Annotated in this window: 29 protein-coding genes; 8 read left to right on the forward strand and 21 right to left on the reverse strand. The window is 32.7% G+C overall.

The window, feature by feature from the left end:
* Nucleotides 1–2 precede the first annotated feature (2 nt).
* The 21 genes from KP014_RS21045 to KP014_RS21145 form a co-directional block, all read right to left on the reverse strand.
* Nucleotides 3–887 (reverse strand): HNH endonuclease family protein, encoded by an 885-nt coding sequence (locus tag KP014_RS21045; protein WP_051499320.1) that lies wholly within the window; start codon nucleotides 885–887, stop codon nucleotides 3–5.
* An 83-nt stretch (nucleotides 888–970) separates the two neighbouring features.
* Complete coding sequence (locus tag KP014_RS21050; protein WP_036588419.1) at nucleotides 971–3,172, reverse strand: hypothetical protein; 2,202 nt, start codon at nucleotides 3,170–3,172, stop codon at nucleotides 971–973.
* A gap of 162 nt (nucleotides 3,173–3,334) precedes the next feature.
* Nucleotides 3,335–3,691: a hypothetical protein gene (locus tag KP014_RS21055; protein WP_036588422.1), complete on the reverse strand. Its 357-nt coding sequence runs from the start codon at nucleotides 3,689–3,691 to the stop codon at nucleotides 3,335–3,337.
* 46 nt (nucleotides 3,692–3,737) lie between these two features.
* Nucleotides 3,738–4,004 carry a hypothetical protein gene (locus KP014_RS21060; protein WP_139210543.1) on the reverse strand — a complete coding sequence of 89 codons (267 nt, stop codon included), beginning with the start codon at nucleotides 4,002–4,004 and terminating at the stop codon, nucleotides 3,738–3,740.
* 42 nt (nucleotides 4,005–4,046) lie between these two features.
* Nucleotides 4,047–4,328: a hypothetical protein gene (locus tag KP014_RS21065; RefSeq protein ID WP_036588427.1), complete on the reverse strand. Its 282-nt coding sequence runs from the start codon at nucleotides 4,326–4,328 to the stop codon at nucleotides 4,047–4,049.
* A gap of 38 nt (nucleotides 4,329–4,366) precedes the next feature.
* Complete coding sequence (locus KP014_RS21070) at nucleotides 4,367–4,696, reverse strand: hypothetical protein (protein ID WP_036588430.1); 330 nt, start codon at nucleotides 4,694–4,696, stop codon at nucleotides 4,367–4,369.
* Nucleotides 4,697–4,779: 83 nt separating this feature from the next.
* Entirely contained in the window at nucleotides 4,780–5,067 is a 288-nt protein-coding gene (locus KP014_RS21075) for a hypothetical protein (protein WP_036588433.1), read from the reverse strand.
* A gap of 276 nt (nucleotides 5,068–5,343) precedes the next feature.
* The gene (locus tag KP014_RS21080; RefSeq protein WP_175491769.1) at nucleotides 5,344–5,499 is read right to left on the reverse strand and encodes a hypothetical protein; all 156 of its coding nucleotides are present in this window, start codon (nucleotides 5,497–5,499) and stop codon (nucleotides 5,344–5,346) included.
* 13 nt (nucleotides 5,500–5,512) lie between these two features.
* Nucleotides 5,513–5,698, reverse strand: a complete 186-nt coding sequence (locus KP014_RS21085; protein WP_036588436.1) for a hypothetical protein — start codon at nucleotides 5,696–5,698, stop codon at nucleotides 5,513–5,515.
* A gap of 70 nt (nucleotides 5,699–5,768) precedes the next feature.
* On the reverse strand, nucleotides 5,769–6,503 hold the full coding sequence (locus KP014_RS21090; RefSeq protein ID WP_036588439.1) for a hypothetical protein: 735 nt from the start codon (nucleotides 6,501–6,503) through the stop codon (nucleotides 5,769–5,771).
* Nucleotides 6,504–7,067: 564 nt separating this feature from the next.
* A complete protein-coding gene (locus KP014_RS21095; RefSeq protein ID WP_036588442.1) occupies nucleotides 7,068–8,123 on the reverse strand; it encodes a hypothetical protein in 1,056 nt (351 codons plus the stop codon).
* A 253-nt stretch (nucleotides 8,124–8,376) separates the two neighbouring features.
* Nucleotides 8,377–8,721: a hypothetical protein gene (locus KP014_RS21100; protein ID WP_036588444.1), complete on the reverse strand. Its 345-nt coding sequence runs from the start codon at nucleotides 8,719–8,721 to the stop codon at nucleotides 8,377–8,379.
* A 74-nt stretch (nucleotides 8,722–8,795) separates the two neighbouring features.
* Nucleotides 8,796–9,122, reverse strand: coding sequence for a hypothetical protein (locus KP014_RS21105; protein WP_036588446.1), 327 nt, complete (start codon nucleotides 9,120–9,122; stop codon nucleotides 8,796–8,798).
* An 84-nt stretch (nucleotides 9,123–9,206) separates the two neighbouring features.
* The gene (locus tag KP014_RS21110) at nucleotides 9,207–9,389 is read right to left on the reverse strand and encodes a hypothetical protein (RefSeq protein ID WP_036588448.1); all 183 of its coding nucleotides are present in this window, start codon (nucleotides 9,387–9,389) and stop codon (nucleotides 9,207–9,209) included.
* A gap of 80 nt (nucleotides 9,390–9,469) precedes the next feature.
* A complete protein-coding gene (locus KP014_RS21115) occupies nucleotides 9,470–9,814 on the reverse strand; it encodes a hypothetical protein (RefSeq protein WP_036588451.1) in 345 nt (114 codons plus the stop codon).
* Nucleotides 9,815–9,938: 124 nt separating this feature from the next.
* Nucleotides 9,939–10,154: a helix-turn-helix domain-containing protein gene (locus KP014_RS21120; RefSeq protein WP_051499324.1), complete on the reverse strand. Its 216-nt coding sequence runs from the start codon at nucleotides 10,152–10,154 to the stop codon at nucleotides 9,939–9,941.
* Nucleotides 10,155–10,463: 309 nt separating this feature from the next.
* Nucleotides 10,464–10,613, reverse strand: coding sequence for a hypothetical protein (locus tag KP014_RS21125; RefSeq protein WP_175491770.1), 150 nt, complete (start codon nucleotides 10,611–10,613; stop codon nucleotides 10,464–10,466).
* A gap of 1,231 nt (nucleotides 10,614–11,844) precedes the next feature.
* Nucleotides 11,845–12,108: a hypothetical protein gene (locus KP014_RS21130; protein WP_036588452.1), complete on the reverse strand. Its 264-nt coding sequence runs from the start codon at nucleotides 12,106–12,108 to the stop codon at nucleotides 11,845–11,847.
* A gap of 563 nt (nucleotides 12,109–12,671) precedes the next feature.
* The gene (locus tag KP014_RS21135) at nucleotides 12,672–13,295 is read right to left on the reverse strand and encodes a hypothetical protein (RefSeq protein ID WP_036588453.1); all 624 of its coding nucleotides are present in this window, start codon (nucleotides 13,293–13,295) and stop codon (nucleotides 12,672–12,674) included.
* A gap of 1 nt (nucleotide 13,296) precedes the next feature.
* Nucleotides 13,297–15,543, reverse strand: a complete 2,247-nt coding sequence (locus KP014_RS21140; RefSeq protein WP_175491771.1) for an AAA family ATPase — start codon at nucleotides 15,541–15,543, stop codon at nucleotides 13,297–13,299.
* 1 nt (nucleotide 15,544) lies between these two features.
* Nucleotides 15,545–16,612: a tyrosine-type recombinase/integrase gene (locus KP014_RS21145; RefSeq protein ID WP_036588457.1), complete on the reverse strand. Its 1,068-nt coding sequence runs from the start codon at nucleotides 16,610–16,612 to the stop codon at nucleotides 15,545–15,547.
* Nucleotides 16,613–16,807: 195 nt separating this feature from the next.
* Between KP014_RS21145 and KP014_RS21150 the strand changes: the two genes are divergently transcribed.
* The 8 genes from KP014_RS21150 (at nucleotide 16,808) to KP014_RS21185 (ending at nucleotide 23,663) form a co-directional block, all read left to right on the forward strand.
* Nucleotides 16,808–17,077: a hypothetical protein gene (locus KP014_RS21150; protein ID WP_036588460.1), complete on the forward strand. Its 270-nt coding sequence runs from the start codon at nucleotides 16,808–16,810 to the stop codon at nucleotides 17,075–17,077.
* A gap of 27 nt (nucleotides 17,078–17,104) precedes the next feature.
* Complete coding sequence (locus KP014_RS21155) at nucleotides 17,105–17,413, forward strand: hypothetical protein (protein WP_036588462.1); 309 nt, start codon at nucleotides 17,105–17,107, stop codon at nucleotides 17,411–17,413.
* Nucleotides 17,414–17,428: 15 nt separating this feature from the next.
* Nucleotides 17,429–20,206: a hypothetical protein gene (locus tag KP014_RS21160; RefSeq protein ID WP_051499326.1), complete on the forward strand. Its 2,778-nt coding sequence runs from the start codon at nucleotides 17,429–17,431 to the stop codon at nucleotides 20,204–20,206.
* Nucleotides 20,199–20,978, forward strand: coding sequence for a hypothetical protein (locus KP014_RS21165; RefSeq protein WP_216700405.1), 780 nt, complete (start codon nucleotides 20,199–20,201; stop codon nucleotides 20,976–20,978). The genes KP014_RS21160 and KP014_RS21165 overlap by 8 nt, the downstream gene beginning before the upstream one ends.
* Nucleotides 20,979–21,126: 148 nt before the next feature.
* Nucleotides 21,127–21,447, forward strand: a complete 321-nt coding sequence (locus KP014_RS21170) for an HU family DNA-binding protein (protein ID WP_036588465.1) — start codon at nucleotides 21,127–21,129, stop codon at nucleotides 21,445–21,447.
* Between the two features lie 132 nt (nucleotides 21,448–21,579).
* Nucleotides 21,580–22,227: a PhoH family protein gene (locus KP014_RS21175; RefSeq protein WP_036588624.1), complete on the forward strand. Its 648-nt coding sequence runs from the start codon at nucleotides 21,580–21,582 to the stop codon at nucleotides 22,225–22,227.
* A 28-nt stretch (nucleotides 22,228–22,255) separates the two neighbouring features.
* On the forward strand, nucleotides 22,256–22,438 hold the full coding sequence (locus tag KP014_RS21180; protein ID WP_036588467.1) for a YonK family protein: 183 nt from the start codon (nucleotides 22,256–22,258) through the stop codon (nucleotides 22,436–22,438).
* Between the two features lie 4 nt (nucleotides 22,439–22,442).
* Nucleotides 22,443–23,663 (forward strand): metallophosphoesterase, encoded by a 1,221-nt coding sequence (locus tag KP014_RS21185; protein WP_036588469.1) that lies wholly within the window; start codon nucleotides 22,443–22,445, stop codon nucleotides 23,661–23,663.
* Nucleotides 23,664–23,891: the final 228 nt, after the last annotated feature.

Genomic DNA, 23,891 nt, shown 5'->3' on the forward strand with positions numbered 1-23,891 from the left:
TGTCACTCCTCATTTCCTTGATATCTAAACTCACCAAAATATTTAATTTCTGCCTCTTTTCTTGTTGAAAAAGCATCTTCAAAATTATTGAATGTTCCTAAATGTATGTATTTTTTATTTATATGTATTCCAGCGATGTATTTACCATTTTCATATTGTTTGATGCCTGAAATATTTAAACTTTCATTTTTCGGCGTTCTATTTCTTGTATTATCTGCCACAGTGCAGATTCTAATATTGGCCCTTCTATTATCACAAGGAGTATTATTTTTATGATCAACAATATCATTATTTTTTGCATTTAAAAGTAAACGGTGTAAAGATATTGTCCTAACATTTCCTAATTCGTCAGTTTCTCTACTTCTCACATACCCGTTATCATCCATACACCAACTATATTTACTTATCAACTCAAAATCTTCTACATTAAAATAAAATTCCCATCCCTTAGAAGTCATTCCAACAAAGTAAGTATCACATTCAAAGAACTTATTTATTGATTCTTTATTTTTACATCCACAATGGGTTATTTGTCTACCATCTTTTCTTTTTAAGTCATTTCTAGGAACAATTTTATCTCCTCCGCAATCACATTGACATAACCATGTCGAAGTATGCCCACTCAATCCCACTCTTTGAACAACAACCAAATTCCCAAATCGTTTCCCCGTTAAATCCTTCAACTTCTTCATGTTTCGATTGCATCCACAACTCTTTGATAAACCTCTGACGAGATAAGTTTCAGGTACAAGTTTTTTAGTTCTATGGCATTCAGTGCAGACGCACAACCATTGTTTTAAATTTGTTTTTTCTTTTTTGGGTCCTTGTTCTAATACAAACCATTTTCCAAACTTTTCACCAATTAAATCATCTATTTTTTTCTCCACAAATTCCCTCCTTTTTTTTGCTGTTCTATCAATTATATTATTTCAGCCAGCAAAAAGTGCTGGCTGTTATACGGTCTTTTAGTCTATGCAGATTGTTGATTATATCCGCAATATTCATTTGCAAACTTGGATGCAACTTGATTGGATAAAAATTCAATTTCCATTTTACCGTTCTTTAAAAATTTAATTGTTTTTACCTTGCTTAACGTCTGCACTTCGTATTTATCATAATTATCTTTACTTCTTTCGTTGTTATATCCGAAATATTTATTTGACAACTCTTCTTTAACATTTGTGTTGCCGTCTTCAAAATGTGATAGTGCCATTAAAATGGACTCATGCTTTCCGGTTAACCTATACTCTTTCCAGATTGAATCATGATAGGCAAAATGTCCGTCTAAGATCAATTTATTGTTACGTATAGTTATTTTGTCATTACTATAAAAAATGTCTTTTGCTTTGCTTTTTATCTCCTGTTCTGCTTTTTCCGTAAAGTTGAACCCGTCAAGTTGAATAAAAATCTCATCAATAATGTTATTATAGGTGATATCCTCCCCATATTTATTTTTAACTTTATCCTCATCAATAGTAATGTTGTATTTTCTTTCAAAATAAGAGCAAACATACATAATAAATGCATTTTTTATATCACTAATAGCTTTTTCATAATCATGCTTGCTCATGCTGTAATAAAACGCCGTATTTTGAGCGTGAAAGTAATTCTCTGTTTTTTTACCGAATTTTTGCCCATGCTCTTTATCTAAAATCGCAATTATCTGAAGTTGTGCATTAAATGTTTTATATGCCGCAATAGTCTTTTTATAAATTTCCTCTTGTTCATTGCAGAATTCCAGATCCTCGTTAGAAATTTTTTGCTCTGCTGTTATAGTGATGTTGTCAAACTTACTGAAAATATCATCATATGTATTAACCATTCCCTCAACCTCTTTCCCTTCTGTTTCTGTTGTTTCAGTTTGACTAAAGTTATAATGTATTACGTTGTCTTGCGCCTCTGTATTGCCTCCTGTTGCGGTTTGTTCTGGTTCTACCTCCTCTATGCTGTCTACACTGTTATTGCCATTAATAAGACTCTGAGCGAATGCCAAACGTTCTTCTGTTTGTTTCGCCCACCATTTTCCTCCATAAGAAGACCAACGGAAACCATTTTCTTTTAATGATGTAATAATATCGCTAGAAGGTTTTCCGTTAAACTTTAATTCAATGCCGTTTTTCTCTTCGTTGATTGTAAGTGTAACCTCATTGCTGTTGTCGCTACCCCTATGTGCGCTTTCTGTTTCTTGGCTTGCTGTTGCTTCGGGTGTCTCAATCTGTGGAGCATTTGAAACAGTTTGTTTACGTGCTGTTTTCTTGAATACAGTCTTTTCTACATATTGCGTAACCTCTATAAACTCGATTACAGCAATGTGGCCTTTACTCAACAATTCATTAATACGGGTAACAGATAAACTCCACATCTTATCGAAACTTTTAGATGGCTTATTGTTTTTGCCAAGCTTAGAGAACACACCGTTATTGATATATGTATATTTATTTCCTTTGCTTTTTCCGTGTGTATATCCAACTTTCATTACAATAGTGAAACCTTCTTTAATGTCTGCATCTGTTACGGCTGTGACGGCTTTTTCTACGGTTTGAATGGTTTTAACGGGAACCTTGATAACTTCGGCCTGTAATGCGTCCGAATCGCTCAAAACCTTTTCTACGCGGCTAACAAATGCTGTGATTTTTTCCTCTTTCTGTTCTGCTGCTGTTTTCTCTTTATTTTCCCAATCATATGTATTAGTAGAAAATACTCCTTTACCTTTCGCAATAATCTGACCATCCTTTTCAATATGCCAGCTAGTACCTTTTGGATTAGCATGTGAAAAAGTTGGGTAAACCTCTTTAACCGTATACTCTGGTTCAACTCCTGCTTTCTCTTTTTCTTTTTCAATAAGTACAGCACAAGAAGCTTTTTCATTTTCAGTGCTTGCTGCATCGTTCATCATTGCGGTTAGTTTAGTGATACGTTCATTTGATACGGTTCTCTTGCTATTATAAATATATTCTCTTTCTTCTTTACCAGAAAGAGAAAGATTATAATTACAAATGTCAATTAACAATACATAACCATTTTTAGTTGCTATGCCAGACCAATCAGCAGGGTGATAATAATCAGTCATAGAGTCTGATTGATCAGGAGAATAACCAAATGCTTTCCAGCCACTTTCAACCAATTTATGCATGATTCTAACCTTTGCTTCTCTTTTATCACCGTAGTACATTTTAAAACCTCCATAATATGTATTTAGTAACCGTGTCCCTCATTTGCTTATAATTTATTATAGCATGGTTTATATTGTATGTCTATTTATTTTTACTTTATAAACAAAAAAATAAAGCCTTTCGGCTTTGTGTTTTCGCATGAAATCTTGTTTTTATGAGATCTAATAGCAAACACTTCTAATATTTAATTGCTTAAAAATATGCATTATCTTATCTACATCAAAACCATTTTCTTCATATTTGACAATCTGTTTTAGCGTTTTTTCTTTTTGTTTGTTTATGTGTTCAAACATACTAATTTCCGCTTCACTCAATTTATCCCATGCAACACTATTGTTTTCATTACGTGGAGCATAAGCCCAAAAATTATTTAATTCCTTTTCAAATTGTTCGTATTTTTTATGTATTTTAATTATTTTTACTTCTTCTTTATTAAATCCATCGTATCTCACTTTCTTATCAACTCTTGATGAAACCTTCTTATATCTTAAATTCTGCTTCTCTTTATTTGCACCCATAGAAATAAAGCCTCCTTAATTAAGATGAAATATGGTTTTTATCATATTAAATGATTGGTTTAATCTTCAGCCAAAACTTACCGTTCAAGTAAATGTCTATGGTTCCATCTTCATTGAATTTGGTATCTTTGGCTTTAGGAATATCAAGCCATGAATCATTTCCGTTAACTAGTGTTGTTATTGCATTGGTTTGAACCTTGTTAATTTCTCTTACTTGGCCTCCTGCCATTTCTGGTTTCATTGTGTTTTCAATGAACTGAATTTGCTTGCCTTTCTCTAACCATTTTTTAAATTGGGACATATTTTTAATCATGTTAATCAATCCTTTTTGTGTATTTTTATTAATAAAGAACAATTAAGGCAGCAAAGCTACACATTCTCCAGTTTGAATTGTATGAGCTTTTTGCAAAAATGCTAATGTGTAATCATAACAGCCATCTAGGGCTTCAGCGATACTCTCTTTACGCCATTGTATGTATGACTCTATATCATTTACTTTTACTTCTCCACTTACAACCTCATTAATACATCCCTGTGCATTATCCGCAAACCATTCTCTTGCTTTTTGAATTGACTCTGCTGATAGTTCTACTCCTGTAAATCGTGCCATATTATCAACTCCGATTAATATTTTCATCTTATAAAATCCGGTTTTTATCAAGCTCCTAAGAAAGATTAAGCCGTAAAGCGTCTAACAACCACTTCGCAGTTAATTACTGAAACTTTCTTGTTCGTGTCGTTTTTATTCCATGCATTTTCCTGTATATAGTTTTTGTTAATCAGCATGCTTCCAGTTGTTTTAATAGAATCCTCAACTTTCGCAATTGACATTGCATAGCTGACAACAGCATCTTTCAAAGTATCGTAACCATATTCCCAGGTTTGACCTTTTTCTTTAGAACACCATCCGTATTCTTCTTCTTTCCAAAACTCAACTTGATCGTTTTCCCACCTCTTTTTATTTTTAACCAGTTCAATATTAGATTTGCAATCAATATAACTCATATGTATCAACTCCTGTGATTGTATTAGTTTTGATAAAATTATCATTTGATTGGATTGTCCAGAGGAGTCTCAAGACTCCTCTTTTAGTTTTTCATCATCCATTCAAGCGCTTTTGATGGATAGCCTTTAGTAAATATCACTTTCTTCTCGTCCCCATCATAAACTGTTAAAGTTCCCGCTCCATACATCGATTGGCTTGAAAAGCCCATACAAGATTCAAAAACTACTTTCTTTCCCGATTTAGTAAATCCAGTTTGAATTGCATTCGTACCATCAAGTTTTACTTCGGTATACTTTGCACATTTCTCGCGTTCTTTTCTTTCTTGTGCTGCTGCTTTAATTCTTTCCGAACGTTCGTAATCCCATGTCATATGTATTACCTCCGCTTCATTTGATAAATCAAGTATACCACACATTGTTGCTATATACAATACTTATTTATTTTTATCTTTTAAATTAACCTACCCATTGGATCAATATCCAGAACCAAATAATAACAGACACAGCCATGATTACTTTATGTTTGATACTCCATTTGTTTTCCTCTCTAGAGTCTCTGTTAATGATTCTGATGTCCATCTTACATTCCTCCTTATATTTGCATGATTATTTTTATCTTTGTTATAGCGGCTTCTGGGTGGCTTATATTAGGCGCTAACAACAATTTCAACGGTGTTACCTTGATAACTTACAACATCGTGCATACAACATGTGCAAAGCTCTAACACCTTAAGATTGTCGCCAGAAGTTTTAATGATTAAAGATCCGTCACGTTTAACAAGTTTGATTGTCTTATTATTCACTATGTATATTCTCCTATTTATTTTTATATTTATAAGGATTGGTCGAAACCTCTAAAACTTTATAAATACTCCCAATTGACTCTTGCAATGCACACTTTGCACTGCTTTCGGATGAAAAAGAGCCATAACGGAAACTCTTCACGGATTTGAAACCTGTTTCTTTGTCTTCCACTAAAGCGACCCATGAGCATTCAGACATTTTAATCATTCTCCTTTTTTGGGCCTCTGACACATTGCATGATTGCATCAGAGGCGTTTATATTTACTTTTTAGGCAGTAACAGCGGATTTAATATTAAACGTTGTGATGGGTGTTTCTGGGACTGCTGATAGGATATCGGTCAGATAGTTATCATTAAAGCAAGCATAATTACCTTGAGTAACTGTCATAGATGGAGTTTCTTTAATAACCGTTTTAGTGATTGAGTCAATATCAACATTAATCCAGCCATCATATACAATAAAGTTTTCATAGGGCAAGATAGTGTTAGAGTAAAGAGATCTTTTCCGCTTTGGTTTATGAACAATTTTAAGCGATTCTTTGTATTGTGCGTATGGTTTAACCTCAACATGGTCAATAACCGTTTGAATAGCAACAGGGAAACCAAAGTCAGTGAATTTAACTATTGTTACTTTTGTTTGAGGCTGAAGGGCTTCAACAGCTTCAGTAAACACAGATTCAAACGGAACATTGTAGCCATATTGACGAAGCAGAGTAGCCATATTTGTGCATCCTCGATGTTCTGTGAACTCGATGATATCAAGCGTAAGAGTGATATTATGAGTGTTCAAAGCGTCAAAGAACAGCACTTTAACACGTTGTTTTTCTGTGTCCGAATACTTTGAATAATTAACACCTTCCGGTCTAACTTCAAAACAAGCATTTGCAAGAGTATCAGAGAGAACGTCAAATTTATTAGTAATGTACAGCAGATCAAAGTTAGAAAGAGATGGATATTCGTTTGCCTCTTCTACCGAGATTTTAGCAGCTACTTGATTTGTCATTATAACCGACTCCTTTAATATGTATTAGTACCCATAATGGATACTTAATTTATTACTTAAATTATTTTTACTTTATTAGCGAAGAATCAGACAACCTACGATTAATTTATTTTTGAGTGATTGCTTACGATCCCATTTACTTTTGAGTACTGCCAGTTGTGATTGAGACATTAATTATCGACTCCTTTGGAATAGGTTATAATGAAATAGTGAATATGTATTCCTTAACCTTGATATAAGTATAGCACAGATTGAGTTATGTTTGCAATGATTTATTTATTTTTATTATATAAATAAGAGGCCCATTCTTAGTGAATGAACCTATGTAAAGAGATGTTAAATTTTGCATTGGAACGGAACGTTCCTAATGCTCACACGCGACACGCTTGCGTGTTTAGCGTGTGAATTCTTTTGATCTTTAGTTTATCTTTGAACATTAGAAATAGCCAGTTTAACAAGTAATAACCCTTATTATATAAAGGTTTTACAAATAATTTCATATTAAATTTTGTCAAATTTGGCTTTATAATATATCTTTATTATATCTCTCTTTTTGACAAAATTTTAGTACTCTAAGTCTGGATTTCCCTTTGTTTCTGTGGGTAATTTGATACTTTTTATATCATCTTTAATATTCTTTGCTTCTCTTTCAACAAGTGTGTTGATTAGTTTCTCATTATTTTTTAAATAATTTACTTGTTCCCTGACTGTATATTTCTTATTAACTATTTCACCTTCATTATTAACTATTTTCTTTGCTGATGAGTGTCTTTTATTGGCATTGTCATATAGTAATTTTTTAACGTTTTCATTTACATTTTCATTCTTTAATTCAAATTCTTTATAATTCAATTCATATGTATTAATATCGGCGTAAGCTTTTTCTATGTTGTTGTGATTGAATGTCAATTTATAAGAATTGTAATAGTAAAGTATATTGTATTTATTGAATAATATTTCTTTTACTCTATCCGTGCATTGTTTCCACATACCATTAACCACGATATATTTTTTATCTTGTCCTCCAGTAAGATCATATACAGCTTGTAACTCTGCGTCTGTGATTCCATTCTTTTCTTCTTTCGTTGCTTCCCTGTGTATTTTCTTTAGATTATGAGTAAGATTATATTTGTATTGATTCTCTCCATATTCATCAGTACCAGTAATATATCTATCAAGTTTAATTCCTGATTCTGATTCATTATTTCGTACATCAGGATCAATGAGGCACACTGTTATAATATCCTCTTTTATTGCTAATGATTTCTTTCTAAGATTTTTAAAAGCAGTCTCTAGACCGTTAGTTAATGAATCCTTTGACAATCCATAAAATTTGTGTATTTCATTTTCTGATACATCAGTTAAAATACTTAATTTTGGTATGTGATAGCGACAAAAATTATAATTGTCATTGACCATGTTTAAGAGTTTGAAAAGTTTACTCTTAGGTAAAAGCAATTCTCCTGTTGTATCTTTAATTAGTATATTTACTATTAATTCTTCAAGATCATTGATTAAACCATATCTGGTTAGTTTACCTCTGGGATTTCTATACACCTTTTCAATGCTAATTTTATGACCTATTTTAATATATTCAAAATACCTTCCCCATTCATCCAATTGAACTATTTTAGCATTTCCGGTTTTAGTTTCTTCGCCTAAAAACTTGCATAACTCCTTATAATTCTTAAACGTATAACCTTTTTTTAGTTTTGAAGAGTCTATAATTTAACAACTTCCTTTCTTAATTAATAAGGGATATCCCTCTTGGATTTTATACACATTGTTGCAAAATAATTATATTTTAAATAATTAAATTATATTTACTTATTTAATTGATCAAAAAAGAAAAGGCTCAACTGTCGAGCCAAATTTAAATATCTGTCTTTCCGCTCTCCTGGTTCAATAAATTAATTAAATTTACAGCATACTCTTCCATGAATATTTTAAATTGATTTTGCATTTCTTCCTCTGACTCAATTGCACCAGCTTTATATGCTTCAGCTATTCCGGTAAAGTCTTCAAGTGATGAAGCATTGATTTCTGCATATCGTGCCGTATTCGAGATTGCAGAAGCTATAACAGATACTTTATAGGCGTTGTCTTTATTTAATCCTTCTTTATGTTCTGCCGCAATTTCTTCAACCGTTATATTGTTGTTGCTGCTTAATGCATGATTATAGTCATTGTTGTGTTCATTGATATTCAGATTAGACAAGTGTACCATCTCCTTTATCATCTCCACTTTCATTATATAGTATATACCACATGGAAAGAAAAATGCAGTCACGGCTAGAAAACCGTGACACACTCAATATATAATTTATTGTTATTATCTACTCTGAAAGCTATTGCCAGATGTCTTTTGTTGTATCCTTCAAGTAAATATGTATAGTTGTAATATTCATCGTTCCACTTAGGTTCTACATGCTTGGGACGTTTAAGAATGGATAATAACTTTTGTTCTGTAAAGTTTCTATCAGGTTGAGCCAATCTCATTTTAACGTGATACGAATAATGAATGAAGAATTTAGGATAGAGTTCATTGATGAGTAAGATAACTTCTTCATTAGAAAGCTTCATGTTGATAGGCTTAACAGGTTGTTCTGGCTTAAACAATGTTCTCACCTCCCATATCGTTAATAACATTATATCACAGATGGTATTATATTGTATAGTATTTATTTATTTTTACCTTTTAAATTATTGAATTGGTGTTTTATATTCATAGTTAAGAATTAAATTTATTAGTTTTGCTTTGCTATAATATCCTACACCGTGCTCCATATTATCGGTATAACTATAAGCAATATCATATAATGTTTGTTCAGAACAGTTATTTAAAAAATCTTTTCGGCTATTTATAACAGCTTCATAGTATTTCATGTGTGCATTGTTCTCCTTTGATTGCTGTAATATTGGATCGTTATATTTGTAGAATAACATATATAACATCTTAAGTACACTTACTTTATTTTCGTAATAGTAATAGCAGAAAACCAAAGACCATTATGTTTATCAATAATTTGTTTAGTGAATTTATATCCAAGTGATTCTAATTTATTCTCTAACTTAGTGATGCGTCTGCTGTTTGCATTTAGTGCAAGATTAATCTTTTTACCTTTGATGTTTTTACGATCTTCCCAAGCCTGGATAATTTGATTTGCTACTTTATAGGCTTCTTTGTCGGACTCTTCAATTTTAGAAAGTTCTTCGATTTGTTGTGCAAACTCTGCTTCCCATGCGAGTACTGCTTTATATTGTGTCTCCATTGCTTTAACTTCATCGCGTCCAGTAGTTTCGTTCATCATTGTTATCCGCTCCTTTTGTTTGTTTCGTTACACTAATTATATCACGAATAATACGTAATGTATAGTATTTATTTATTTTTACTTTATAAATTGAAGAAAAAGAAAATGGAATAACCACAAACAATTATTCCCTGTGTGCTGGATTTGATTGGCCTTTGAGTATAAGCCAAGTCTTACCACGTTTACGTGCTACAACCTTGCCAGATGAGCATAGACGCTTGATATGGTCTTGTGATAGGCTCCAGAGGGTTGAAGCTTCTTCAGTGGTCATAAGCTGTGACATGAGGGAATCGATGGTGTTATTGAGTTGTTGGATATTGATTGTGTTATTGTTGGTCATTGTGTTATCTCCTCTCTATTCCTTACGAGTAAGCCTGTATATAGCTGTGATGAGGAGATACAGAGTCACGATAGAGATGAAAGCAAAATAGTAAGGATTGGATTGTACAACGAATAGCAAAGGAACCATGACAATGAACAGGATTAAACGAAATTGTCCTTCACGTTTAGATTGATTGTGCTTAGTCATTAGGAACAAACCCCCTTTAGTTAGTGTTGACTATAAGCAACGGTTTGGTTACAATGTAAGGGAAAAGGGTGGAACGGTGTTGTTTCCGTTCCTGCATAGTTATCAAGTAAGTGGAATGGTTTAGTGTTTGCGTTTAGGACTTTTGCGAGAAGTCTTAGACGCTTTTTCTTTGCGTTCTTTCATCTTGGCTTTAGTGTCGAGTATGTCTTTGATGATTAAGCGTATGAATGTAAGAGCGCTTATGATGACTGCCGTCTTTTGCCAATCCATTGTATACCTCCTTTCCCTTACAAGATTATTATAGCATATCCGATAACGGGTATGAGTGATATTTATCATAATAATATGTATTTATTTATTTTTATTTTATAGAGGTGAGAGTGAGATGTGAAGGTGAGATGGAATATATTGTGTGTGTGATGATATATGATATACGTATGAGTTAAAGGTTTGTTAATAGGATGTAATGATTAGATATAGGAAATGAATATGATATTGTGGTTAGTTATAGTTATAGGCTATAAGTGGATATGGATAGATATAAAGCGATAGTAATATGATGGTTATATAATATGAAATGTAGTTTCACTAGATGAAACAATAAGACAGCAATGTGCCATTTTTCGTTAATGTCCCGATCCTGCACAAATGTGATTGGTATGGGCATATGTGCATGTAAATTTTAAATTGAAAAGCAGCAAAGTGTGAAAAATTTTAAATTAAATTTGACTTGATAGGCTGCATGGATCATGAGAGTTGTCAAGTATGAATGTTAGTACTATTTGGCATGGAATATATGTTCCGTACCATATAGGAGCATATACCGGGGGCTATTTTACATCAGAAATTACCTTTTATTGTCAGATATGACCTATAGCACTTCCACTTCCACACTCAACTTAAAATTTTCATTTCACAATTTATCCCCAACTTTATCCACAGTTTCCTCACAACTTATTTTCGTCACTTTTCATCTATTTTCACCTAATTGTTATCGTAAATGTTATCGTCCAACACGACACAAACCCTTATCCTATCTATACTTTTCACTCATCACTTTTTTACGTCATCACATATTTTTACCTTTTCCACCCCTGAAATCACTATAAAACCCTTGTCCCGTCTACACTTTTACGATGTCACCTGGACGATAACATAAATTTATATATCCATTCTTCAATTTCACCTCAATTTTCACCATACAATTCAGTCAATTTTTCCTTATTTTATCTATGTTTTTTATACTTTTTATACTCAATTCATTCCACTTTTCATCATTTCAATCGAAAATGTTATCGTACCAAATTTTCATCACCGATAACAAAATTACATTCTCGATCCATCTTTCACGCATCATCAATGATCACTCAATCATCACTCACCTGTACCGGGGGATAGTTTAACATAAAAAAGGCAGCATCCATATTTGTATTGGATACTACCCTGTAATTGACAATAAACCTTTTTCTTCTGTTTCATTAAATTATCTCATCTATTCTTACTACTCATTCATGTTGGATCTCCATACTACCCAGCCATACTCTTCAAGTGGAAATACACTTTCACAACGTTCCCACTTCCACCAATTCTCACCCTTCATTTTTGCTGGTTCTTTACCTTCAGTAGTTGCACAATAATAGTAATCACCAGCCGTAAACACTGGAATACTTGTGTGTCCATAGTGGTATCTATTATCCTTTACGTCATCTATATCCCAACCTAGTATATAGGCTATAGCCTCAGCAGAATTAAGTCTTTTCTTCATTTAATCACCACTTCTATCATTTTAGTTTAATGTTATCAAGTTTATATTATAAAAGTAACCTGTAATTTAAACCAATTATGAATTTGAGAAGACGGTATATTTCATTCTTCAATTTTCAACTCTAATCTCTTATTAAATTACAATAAAGAAATAACCTATCCCCTTTACTCTTGCAATCATCCTACCTTAATCAGTAACGTTTAAATTCATTATTAATTAATAATAAAATCGACACTCAGAATTGATGTCGATGCTTCAATTCCATTTTACTTCAACTTATATTTCAACTTTTCAATTTCAAACTCCAATTCTCAGCGTCAGCGTCTCGGTTCTAAATAATGGAGGAGAGCTGGCTCGACCCCTTTATAAATACTGAGTATAAGTATATGAAAGTATATATGTATATAGGGTTTTATGTTTATATTTATACAGTGTATTTTATGCAGACATGTTTTACACTTTTGACTTGCATATTTTACACACCTGTCTTGCATAAATTCCACTTATGCCTTGCATGTCTTACACTTAGGTTTAAACCTAGTAACAACAATAAAAAAAAGAGGCTAGAGAATATTCTCCAACCTTACACTGTAATGGTTATTGTATTTGCTAAAGATGATCTTGTCATTTTCATCATATCTATAATCTGTACCTAACTCATGTTTCTCAATACTAAGCAATTTTTCCTTTTTCAAGATTCCGTTGTATTTGATAATTGTTTTGCTGTTTAGACCAGTCTCTCTAGATATTGTTGCTATCCCTGTATAACAGAATTGATTCAGTGTTATCTTTCTGTTTATATAACTCTCATAATAAAACAATAATCGAACACCATTAAATCCAATCCTCGGTATGTGTTTAAGGATATCTACATACACATGTGTAAACTTATTTTTACTTTTTACTAACTGTTCATTTAAAAATATTTTCCCCTTTGAATGACTATCAATTTTTACTGGTTCAAGTATGTATTGATTTCTGTTTAGGTTGTCAAAAGATTTTTTAATTGTCCGGTTATCATTTATATGCAACTGATCCTTAATGTGCTCTTTGCTACTAATAACAAACTCATTTGATCCATTTATGTATTGCAGTGTTTTGAGTTTAATCAAAATTGCAAAGTCTAATGATGACAACTCAGGATTCCTTATTATACTGTTTGGCATCTGTACATATTGCTTACCCATTTTATCTAGCCTTCTTCAGCAAATCGCATAAATGTGTATTCCGTCTCATATTATCCACTTTTCGTATGGCATAATTCAGTGTCTCGGCTTGAGTTAAGAATATGCACTTCTGCTTACTGCGAGTGATTGCCGTATAGATTAGATTAGCAGAAATTTGGAATTTATTGGATTTATCTACTATACACAAAGCAGCTTCAGACGAACTTCCTTGTGATTTGTGAATGGTATATGACCAACTGTGTAATAACTGAGTTGCTAATCCAAAGTCTAATCTGACTAGATTATCATCAAATTGAACAATGATCCCCTTCTTATCTCTTTCAGTCATCTCTTCGTCTTTATTGCCTTTCTTGTCATCCTCAAACTTTAAATCAATTACATTCCCTGAGTCTCCATTAACTACATCTATTCCTTGCTCATCCATGTCGGCAATTCGGTACATATTTACGGTGTTCAAAACGTAGTCTCCAACTCTTAAGATATTATCGAAACCATATTTATGTTCCTTCTTATTACCGTCTTGTGGATTAACAACTTCCTGTATATATTTATTTATTTCAATCGTTCCAAGCTTACCCTTCTTGGTTGGTGTTAGCACCATGATGTCTTCAGGAGTAAATGTCTCAAGGAAAGTTTTATAATATGTCTTATACCCTTTTTCCATATGTATTTGATCTACGCAATGCAAAAGAAAGTTATCGCCAAATAACTTCTTACCTTCAAAATCATTCTTAACAAATTGCTGTCCTTTTCTAATCTTTGTTGCAATATCTAATATCCCGCCATCACTCTGTCTAAAAACAATGTCAAGTTTAGTCATCGGTATGGTTCCACTTTCAATTACATCGTGAAGGAAATTTCCAGCCTGAATACTCAATAACTGGAATGAATCGCCACAGAAGAGTAATCTAGTTTTTGGATTTTTTATTTTTGCTAATAAACTTGCAAGGATAAACACATCAGTCATCCCTGCTTCATCTATGATCACAAAGTCTTCCGCAATCTCGTACATATTTTCTTCATCTTTATCCATACCGTAACCAATTTTTCTATGTATAGTTTGTGCATCTACTCCTGTATACTTCTTTGTTACTTTAGCAGCTTTAGCTGATGGTGACATAAAAGTATATGTGAGACCAAGTTTATCAAGTAAAATAACTAAGAATTTTTGCATCGCAGATTTCCCCGTACCAGCAAAGCCAACAAGAAGATTAACGGGATGCTTTTGAATATTTCTAAAGAAGTCTTTCTGTTGATGGGTTAGTCCATTTGGAATATCTTCTTTATATTCTTCTTCTATGTACTTAATAAATTCTTCTGAATCAAAATTAAGTTCGGTTCCATCGTCAAGCTTCTCTTTGAGTTTCTTAGATATGTAATATTCTGCATTGTATGTTCTGATTAATGAAATCTTATTGTCTATAAACTTTAACTCGTCAGTCTCATCGAGCATTTTATCAATCAACTCAATCTCCAATTCCAACTTCTCTGAAGCACTTCTTAATAAATCTTCTCTGTACATAAAAGTATGTCCATGTTGCTGATTCTCGTCTATAGTGTACCGGATACCATACATTATTCTTTGCGGATTGTCATGAGCAATGCCCATCTGCTTGGCAACCTTATCTGCTCGTTTGAATCCCCAACCACTGATAGCGACCAATTCGTATGGGCAGTCTTCAATCTTTTGTATCGCTAATTGTTTGCTGCCGAACTTTTCTTCAAGTTTTAAAATTACATCATAGGTGATACCATACTTACCTAATCGTCCAAGTATTTCTTTATAGGCCAGATTATCCATAATACGATTTCTAATACGTTTATAGACAACTGGCCCAAAGTTTCTTACTTTATCATAATCGAATTTGTCGTCTATGATAAGTTGAACAATATCTTCATCTGGATAGGTTTTATAAACCTCTTTTAACTGTAATTCAGTCATAAGCGTCGAAAGAAACGCTTGTTGCCCCTCCATTGTTTGTGGCACATCTTGATATATAGAGAGAACGTTATAACTTGCTCCAAATCTAGGGTCAACCTTATCTAATTCAATTTGAGCTTCGTATTCGACTCCTAATTCTAGCCGTTGCATTATACCCTTGATTGATAGTCTGTCAAAAGTATTCAGCATAATTTCATCATTTTTAGTGTTGCATGAATAAATGCGAAAGTCATTCTTATTATCTGCCTCCCTCTTAGGAAACATCATTTTTTCAGGTGTCAACTTTAATTCAATAATATTACTCAAATTACTCTTCATCCTCCTTATTCTCAATCATTTTTTTGGCGCTTAACTTTAACTGCATAAGCACCCCACCCTTTTGACTCATTATCAATTCCAGGAACTCTTCTCTATTCAATTCGTTAAAAATATCATTAGATATTTCATTCTCAAAGCGCAAACTTGGGCTGTTAGACAAATCTTTATGACTGTGTTGATAATGCTCAAAGTAAGTATCAAAACTGGAATGTCCTAGTTGATCCTTAATTTCTTCAATCTTTCCACCACTCTCTTCAATCCAGCCAGCCATAACATTTCTCAAACTGTGGGGAACAACTTTTTTACCACCATTGAATTCAAAATGCTCGTTTATATCGTCAAACATGTTCTGAATCGTAGTCTTACTTAAATGAAATACTTTGTTATCATTGTAGCGCCGATAATATTTCTGTTCTTTAATCTGAAGTAATTCATTATAAAACTCTTCGGAGATTGGTTGAACTCTTTCTTTGTCACCTTTATCAATTACGGTTACTTCGTAATAATCATGATAGGGATGTTTCTTAATATCATCCCACCCAATGTTTAATATGGCACTTTTACGGAATGAAGTTGTATACCCCATTCTAATAAAAGCAGCTTTCTCAAGTCCCTTACTCCGTGTGTTTTTAACAAAGTCACGAATCTCCTTAGCTTCCTGATCATTCATCTCACCATGTTTATTTGATTTCGCTTTGAGAAAATCAACCTTAACATGTTGGGCATTAATTGGATAACCGTTAACTTCAAGAAATTCATACAGGCTGAAAATTGCTGACAAATACTTATTGATTGTTCTAGGTGCGTAATTATATCCCGTTTCCAAGAAATCTTGATATCTAATAATTATAGAGTTTTTTACCTGGATGTCATCTTCAGTTAATTTATTAATGTCTTTGTCTTTATACCATCTAAAAAACATTTTTAGTCCGCGTTCGTAAACATCTGCCGTAGATTCATTTTTTTTCTTACATTTCAATAAGAAAGCTTGGATGTCTTCGTACACAGATCCTTTATGTAATCCAGTCACATTATACTTATTAATTGCTGCTTCCATTACAAATCCCTCCTTTTAATTGATAGTTCTTATTAATCATTATCCCTTTCGGTATCTTCATTATACATCGTTGGATTAATAAAGTAAATATAAATAGTTTCTTGACTTATTGAATAGTTGTGTGGTATATTTTAGATACAGAGATAAAGCATCTCTGAATAAAAAAATCTGAGAGGACGAAATGGTACATACATAATGATCAATAACAAACTACAAAAGGAAAGACAGAAGCATCGTAGAAATCTACAGGAACTATATTATGATGGAGAGGCTGAGTATATTGATGAAAGATATGTTTCACTGGAATTACTGCAAGGAGATGAGGATTGTGTTGAGTATTTAGATAGTAAATATACATATGATGATGAAATAATTCGGCTTAAGAATGGAGCCAATAAGGGGAAGTTTTATCGGGAACCATATAAATTAGAAAGCAATGCATTTGAGAAAATCCCTAATAAGTAAAAATACATATCAAAGGAATGATATTAATTGAAAAATTTTAAAGTTTCGTCGTTAGAAGATGCACTAGTCGTATTGGAATATGCAAAAGAATATGATAAACAAGTAAGTTTGGCTGGTGGATATGATAATGAAACAGACGGTGAAGAATATGCTTTTTATATTCAGGAAAACTTCATAAGTAAAGTCTATGAATTCTTTTATGGTCTAGAACAAATTACAGATGAAAGTATTTTTAAAGCAGACATCTTTACAATGACAATGTGGGACTACATCACAGATAGAATTAATCTAGAAGAACTATTGGTCTTTTTTAAGGAAGAAGAATTAATTAAATAAGGAGGATATAGTTTATTGACTAAGCATTCAACAAGTTTAAAATACATACTTAAAATTAATTCATCGACCCTACGTAAAGCCAAATGGGATTATAAAATAAGTTTAGAAGATGCTCTTGAAAATGATGAAATTGTCTCCCTTGCCGATAGTTCAGTGCTTCGTTTCATAAAGGAGATTGAGTACAAAGAATCTGAAGAAAAAAACAATATTGAAGATCAAATTGATGAACTAAAAAATTATATTAAAAAATTAAAGAAAAGCAATAATACACCTGAAAATAGAAAACAAATAAAGTCTCTATATTCAAAATTAAATAATCTAAAATATTTTCCAAAATACATATGTGTAGTCATTGATAAAATTTCTGATTTTGACCGGATGAATAGAAAAAAGGGGTTTTACATCAATGGATTTAAATTCAAACGACTATTGGCAACAACTGGAGGTGCAAAGAATAGTACAGTCGTATATATACAAGAAGACATATATGACGAGATAACCAAAAGAATTGATAATGGCAGAAACAAAGAAAAACCAATAGTTCCTGCAAAACTCGAAGCATATAAGGCTCTTGCTTGTAGCGCTAGCGTTCCAGTGTCTAATCCAAATGGAATTATAGTGATCGATGATTGTTTAACGGAATTTTACGAAGATGTTATTAGGATATATGACGAAAAAGATATCATCTATCCAAAAGTAGAGGAAGTAAAAAATTATAAACTAGAGAATAACGCAAGCGATGGATTCGGTTTGGCTATGCCATCACTAACGTCGCGTTGGAACAAAGAACTTGGCAATAAATATATACCAAGTGGCTTATGTATAAGAGGAAGTTTCTTAAAGGGAATGGTTTTTACATTCGATTTTAAAAAATTCGCAGCACAAATAGCTGAAAAAGATACGGTAGTTGATATTTGGGGAACCCCAAGAAATATTAATGATGCAGAATTGATACTAACATCTTCTATGCTCAAACTATGGAATTCCTATGAAAGTCTTGAACATTATTTGAGTTGCTGTGACGAAAATAAGTATACATTTAGTGTAACGAAGGTTTCTCCTGAACAATTGGAAAATCAGAGAAATTTAAACTATCAATTCATTCAATCGTTTGATCTTGATGATCAGCAGATTGATGAATTGATTAAACCGACTGTAGATATGCTAAAAGACTCTCTAGGAAACGATCATATGAAGTCCCTTTTGTTTCTTAAAGGAAATCATCTAGCAGACAATAACATCATGAGCGGGAAGTATGATTTTTCTATGGCTCTCATGGCTGATAAAAGAATGATAGATGATCCATTTGTGAAAAATCGAATTCATGACATGCTAGAAAAAAGAATTGACGATGCTAAAAAAGGAGATTTGATCGTAGACGGTAATTTCAGTATTGTATCTGGAGACCCCTACACCCTCTGTCAAAGCATGTTTGGACTTAAAAAAACAGGGTTGTTGAATAAAGGAGAATACTATAATAGTTATTGGAATAAAAAAGGAGTTAAGCAAGTAGTGGCATTTAGAGCACCAATGACATTACATAATAATATACGTGTATTGGATTTAGTTAATGAAGAATCAGTAAATGAATGGTATAAATATATGAATACAGTAACGATAATTAATTCATTTGACTCTACAGCCAGTGCTCTAAACGGTATGGATTTCGATGCGGACATGGTATTAACTGTTAACAATCAGATAATTAAAGATTCTGTTAAGAGATTAAAGCCAATTATCTGTACTCAAAATGTCGCCGATAAAAAAGTTCCAACCGAAGCGGATTTAATTAAAGCAAATAAACTATCATTCGGCGATGAAATTGGTTCAGTTACAAACAGAGGAACGGCAATGTATGATGTTTTAGCAAAGTTTGATAAGAATAGTAAAGAATACGACGAGATAATGTATCGTATAACCTGTGTGCAACATTTTCAACAAAATGCTATTGATAAGACAAAGGGAATTGAAAGCAAGCCAATGCCAAAAGAGTGGTATGACGGTAAATTTAACACAAAATTAGAAGTGGCCGAGTCCATAAAAGGATTTAATAATTCTATATTGGCAGATAAGAAACCATATTTCTTCATATATATTTACCCTCATATCATGAAGAACTATAAGAGATATATTGCAAATAACAACACAAATTGTAACTACAGATTTGGTATTTCTCTCAAACAATTGATTAATAAAAACAATAAATCTCAAGAAGAGGATTGTTTCATCCAGAATTATTTAGATAATATGCCTGTGTCAATGGCAAATTCAACAATGAATAAGATTTGCTGGAGAATAGAGGACGAATTTAAATTAAATTCTCGAAAAATAAAAAAAGAACCATTCGATTACAAGATTATGAAGTCTAACAAGTTTTATGATAAGGATTCAAAGAGGAAAGTTTCAAATCTGTATCTCGAACATAATGAAAAAATACAAATACATATGAGAAAAATTAAAAGTGACAGAGAAGACGAAGAGACAAAGGCGGAAAAAAGACAAAGATTTATAAGCGAGTTCAAGAAAAAAGCACTATCTATTTGTAATGACATCGAAGAACTTACAAATATTATCTTAGATATTTGTTATAAAGATAATAGCAAAAGAACAAAACAGTTTGCATGGGATGTATGTGGAGAACAGATAATTCGAAATCTTTTGAAAAATAATGGTGGCAAATTGATATATCCAGTTCAAGATGAATATGGAGATATTAATTATGGAGGATTGAAGTTTAAAGAAAGTGAAAAAATCTGCGAAGAGGATGATTTTATTGAATTTGGTTTTGAATGAGAAAAAATACATAGAAGAAATTAGTAATGGAACGATTACGGATGATATTTTAACTACAACAATTAGATGCTTAATCAAGAATTATGTAATTGAAGGAAAAAGTAAAAATGAAATTGTTTGTTTGGTTGAAGAATACCTTTCCAGTAGACTAAAGCAAAAATACAAATCTAAAAAATGGGAGTCTTATATCACAAAGACAGTTGGTTCCGTTTTTAAACAAAAGAAAAGTTATGAAAAAGAAGAGAAAGAATTTCAATTAAATGAGATTGATTGTATTAAGGTCTCATTTTCTGAGTTAGAAAAAATCAAATTAATTGAAAATATAAGCGCAGAGAAAATTGCATTTGTTTTGCTGGTATGTGGGAGAATTAATCAGCAATTGAGCAAAGATAATAAAATCGGAACATATTGCAATAGAGAATTTTTTAAAGATTGCGGCCTCTCCTTCTCTAACGCAAATAGAAATCTAATAAACCATCTAAAACAATTAGGATATGCACAACCATCAAGCAATAATCAGTCTTCATTTGTTGAAATTCTTATTGCTGATATAGAATACGGAGATAATGAAGGAATTGTTGTTGATGATTTTAGAGACTTTGTATTGATTTATGAAAAATGGATTGGTGAAAAAATCGGGAAATGTGGATGTGGAGGTCTGATTAAACTAACAAGTGGCAACAAACGAATGTGTAATATATGTTGGAAAGAGCACCGAAAGGGAAAAAATAGAGAAAAAGCATTGAGATATTATAATAAAAATAAGCATTAAATATAACTTTACCACTTTATTATGGTCAAAAAACCCTTATAAACATTGACTTTTTTAACGATTTTTTAAAAACGCTAATAGGGAAGAATAAAATAATTATTTTCCCCTATTTATCAATAAAAAACTAATCTAAGGGAGCAATTTAAACATGAATAAAACAGATCTTACAAATGAAGTTGTAACAAAAACAGGACTACAAAAGAAGGATGCTGAAGCAGCAGTAAATGCAGTATTTGAAACTATTGCTGGCGCTCTTGCTGAAGGCGATAAAGTTGCAATTTTTGGATTTGGAACCTTCGAAACTCGTGAACGTGCTGCTCGACCAGGTATCAACCCAAAACTTCTAGCACAACTAAAAGAGCAAGGTGTAGATGCTGAAACTGCAAAAGAACAAGCAACTATTCAAATCGATGCATCTAAGGCTCCTGCTTTCAAGCCAGCAAAAGCGCTGAAGAATGCAATTAAATAATCTAATCAAACAATAATTTTATCGTAAATATACATATACCGAAACTCTATTAGCTTTAGCTAATCTGATGCCTGCATTACCGAGGGGATTACACTCCCCTCCCCAACTCTACCTTGAAAGGTACATATGCCTATGCCATTACCGAAAGATAATTTATTATTTGGTTTTGCATCAAAATTGACTGACGAACAAAAGAAATATGTTGATTCTATCTTTGACAATCTCCTTACAATAGTTAATGCGAAAAGTGGTACAGGCAAGACAACACTGGCCGTTGCTTGTTCATATCTCTTGAAGAAGCCATTAATTTATATCTTTTCTCCAGTGATGGAAGGTTCTATGGGATTTCGACCGGGAACACAGGAAGAAAAGGAAATAGAATATATAACACCACTTAAAGATGCTTTGCTAAAGATTAATATGGACCCGAATAGAGCAATCTTTAGTGAGCTTAATCAGGATAACCGAAACAAAGAAGCGTGGGTGTTTCCGCGCTCTCATATCTTTGCAAGGGGAACAAATATTGAGGATTGTACAGTGATCATAGACGAGTGTCAGAATTTTACAAAATCCGAGATTCGCAAAATATTAACACGCATTCATGACAATTGTACTGTAATTATGATTGGACATACTGGACAAATCGATCTTAAAAACCACAATGACAGTGGGTTTGCACCATACATAGAACATTTTAGAGATAAAGATTATGCAGAGGTTTGTGAGTTAACTCATAATTTTAGAGGCAAATTGGCAAATGATGCAGATGAATTGATTTAACATATTATTAAAAGGAGCAAAAATACATATGGCAAAACGGAATAATTCCATTCAATTTAAGGGACTACTTAATACCGAAGCAATGGAGATTCTTGAAGAGGATAAAAACGGTTCGGCAACATATGATCTTCTTGAAGAGTTGAAGTTCTATGATGGAAAAAATGTAACAATCTCTATTAAAGAGGATCTGCCAGTCCTTCCGAAGGAGTGATTGAATGAATCATTCCAATATAGAATTACAACGTAAATCATCCGAATCATTGGATGATTTTTTAATTCGCCTGGGAGATAATCTCGATGTTTATGATTTAACTTGGACTGAAGCTGCCGACATTCTAAATAAAGAATCCGATGAGGAGTATTCTGAATCACGTTGGCGCAAACGTTACAAAACTTATGTGGAGTTCAAACCAATCATTCTAGCCAAATACGCGAATAACGAAGTTGTTCAGGAAATTCAAGACTCAACATTGGAACAACGAAAAGAGCGTTATAAACTCCAGGCTGAAAAAGTTGAATACAACAAACTTCTACGTGAACATGCTAGAGCAGATTTGCTTGAAGAAAAAATTGTTGAAGCCGTTGAGAAACGTCCAACAATTACTGTTCCACAAATACATATTAAGAAGAATAACTCAAAACGAAATTTCCTCCTCCCCATCACAGATATCCACGATGGCGTTCAGTTCTGTTTACGTGGTTGGGAAAATGAGATTCTTAATGAATACTCTCCCGAAATTATGGAAAAACGCATGTGGAAGTTGTTTGAGGCGTTTGTTTCTATCAATGACGAACTTAAAATCAACCACGTTACTTTACCAAATCTAGGCGATAGTGTTGATGGAATCCTCCGTATGAGCCAACTCATGGGATTGAAACTTGGTGTTGTTGATTCTTCTATCCACTTTGCTGAATTTATGAGTCAATGGCTTAATGAATTGTCTAAATATTGCGTAGTTGATTATTACTCAATTTTCGGTAACCACGACCAACTTCGTCTACTCACTGGTAAACGCGATGAATTCCCAAATGAGAATGCTCAACGTTGGATCACTAAGTTAATCGAAGCCAACCTTCGTAATAACAAGAATGTGACAGTGAATAACTGTAATGAGTTTATGTATCTAGACATTCTAGGGACGAAAGTTCTTGGGGTTCATGGCGAAAACGAACGTAATCTTGAGCAAAGTATTAAGGATTACTCAATGATTTATGGTAAGAGAGTCGATCTGCTTATTTCGGGACATTATCATCATGCACATGAAAAAACTATTGGAATGTCTCAAGGAAAAGACATAGAACATGTACAACTACCCTCTATTATTGGTATCGATGATTATTCTCTAAAGATTAAGAAAACTGCCAATCCAGGATCTAAAGTTATGGTCATGGAAGAAGGAAAAGGTAGAACAATTACATATAACATTAAACTATAAATAATGTTTCGGTAAGCACACTACAGAGTGGGCCACTGCCTCATTTAAGGAGGCGTTACAACTGACATTTGAAGAATATTTAGAAGGCGAGCCAGAAGAGGAACGAGACATTCCCTCCTCTTTTCTTTCTGATGAAGATATTGCATCAGAGACAAATGTTGTTATCATTCCTAACCTAAAAATTGATTTAGAGTTACAACTCGACAACTATATTTCAATCATAGAAAA

The organism is Paenibacillus sophorae (genome assembly GCF_018966525.1).
GTDB lineage: Bacteria > Bacillota > Bacilli > Paenibacillales > Paenibacillaceae > Paenibacillus_AQ > Paenibacillus_AQ sophorae.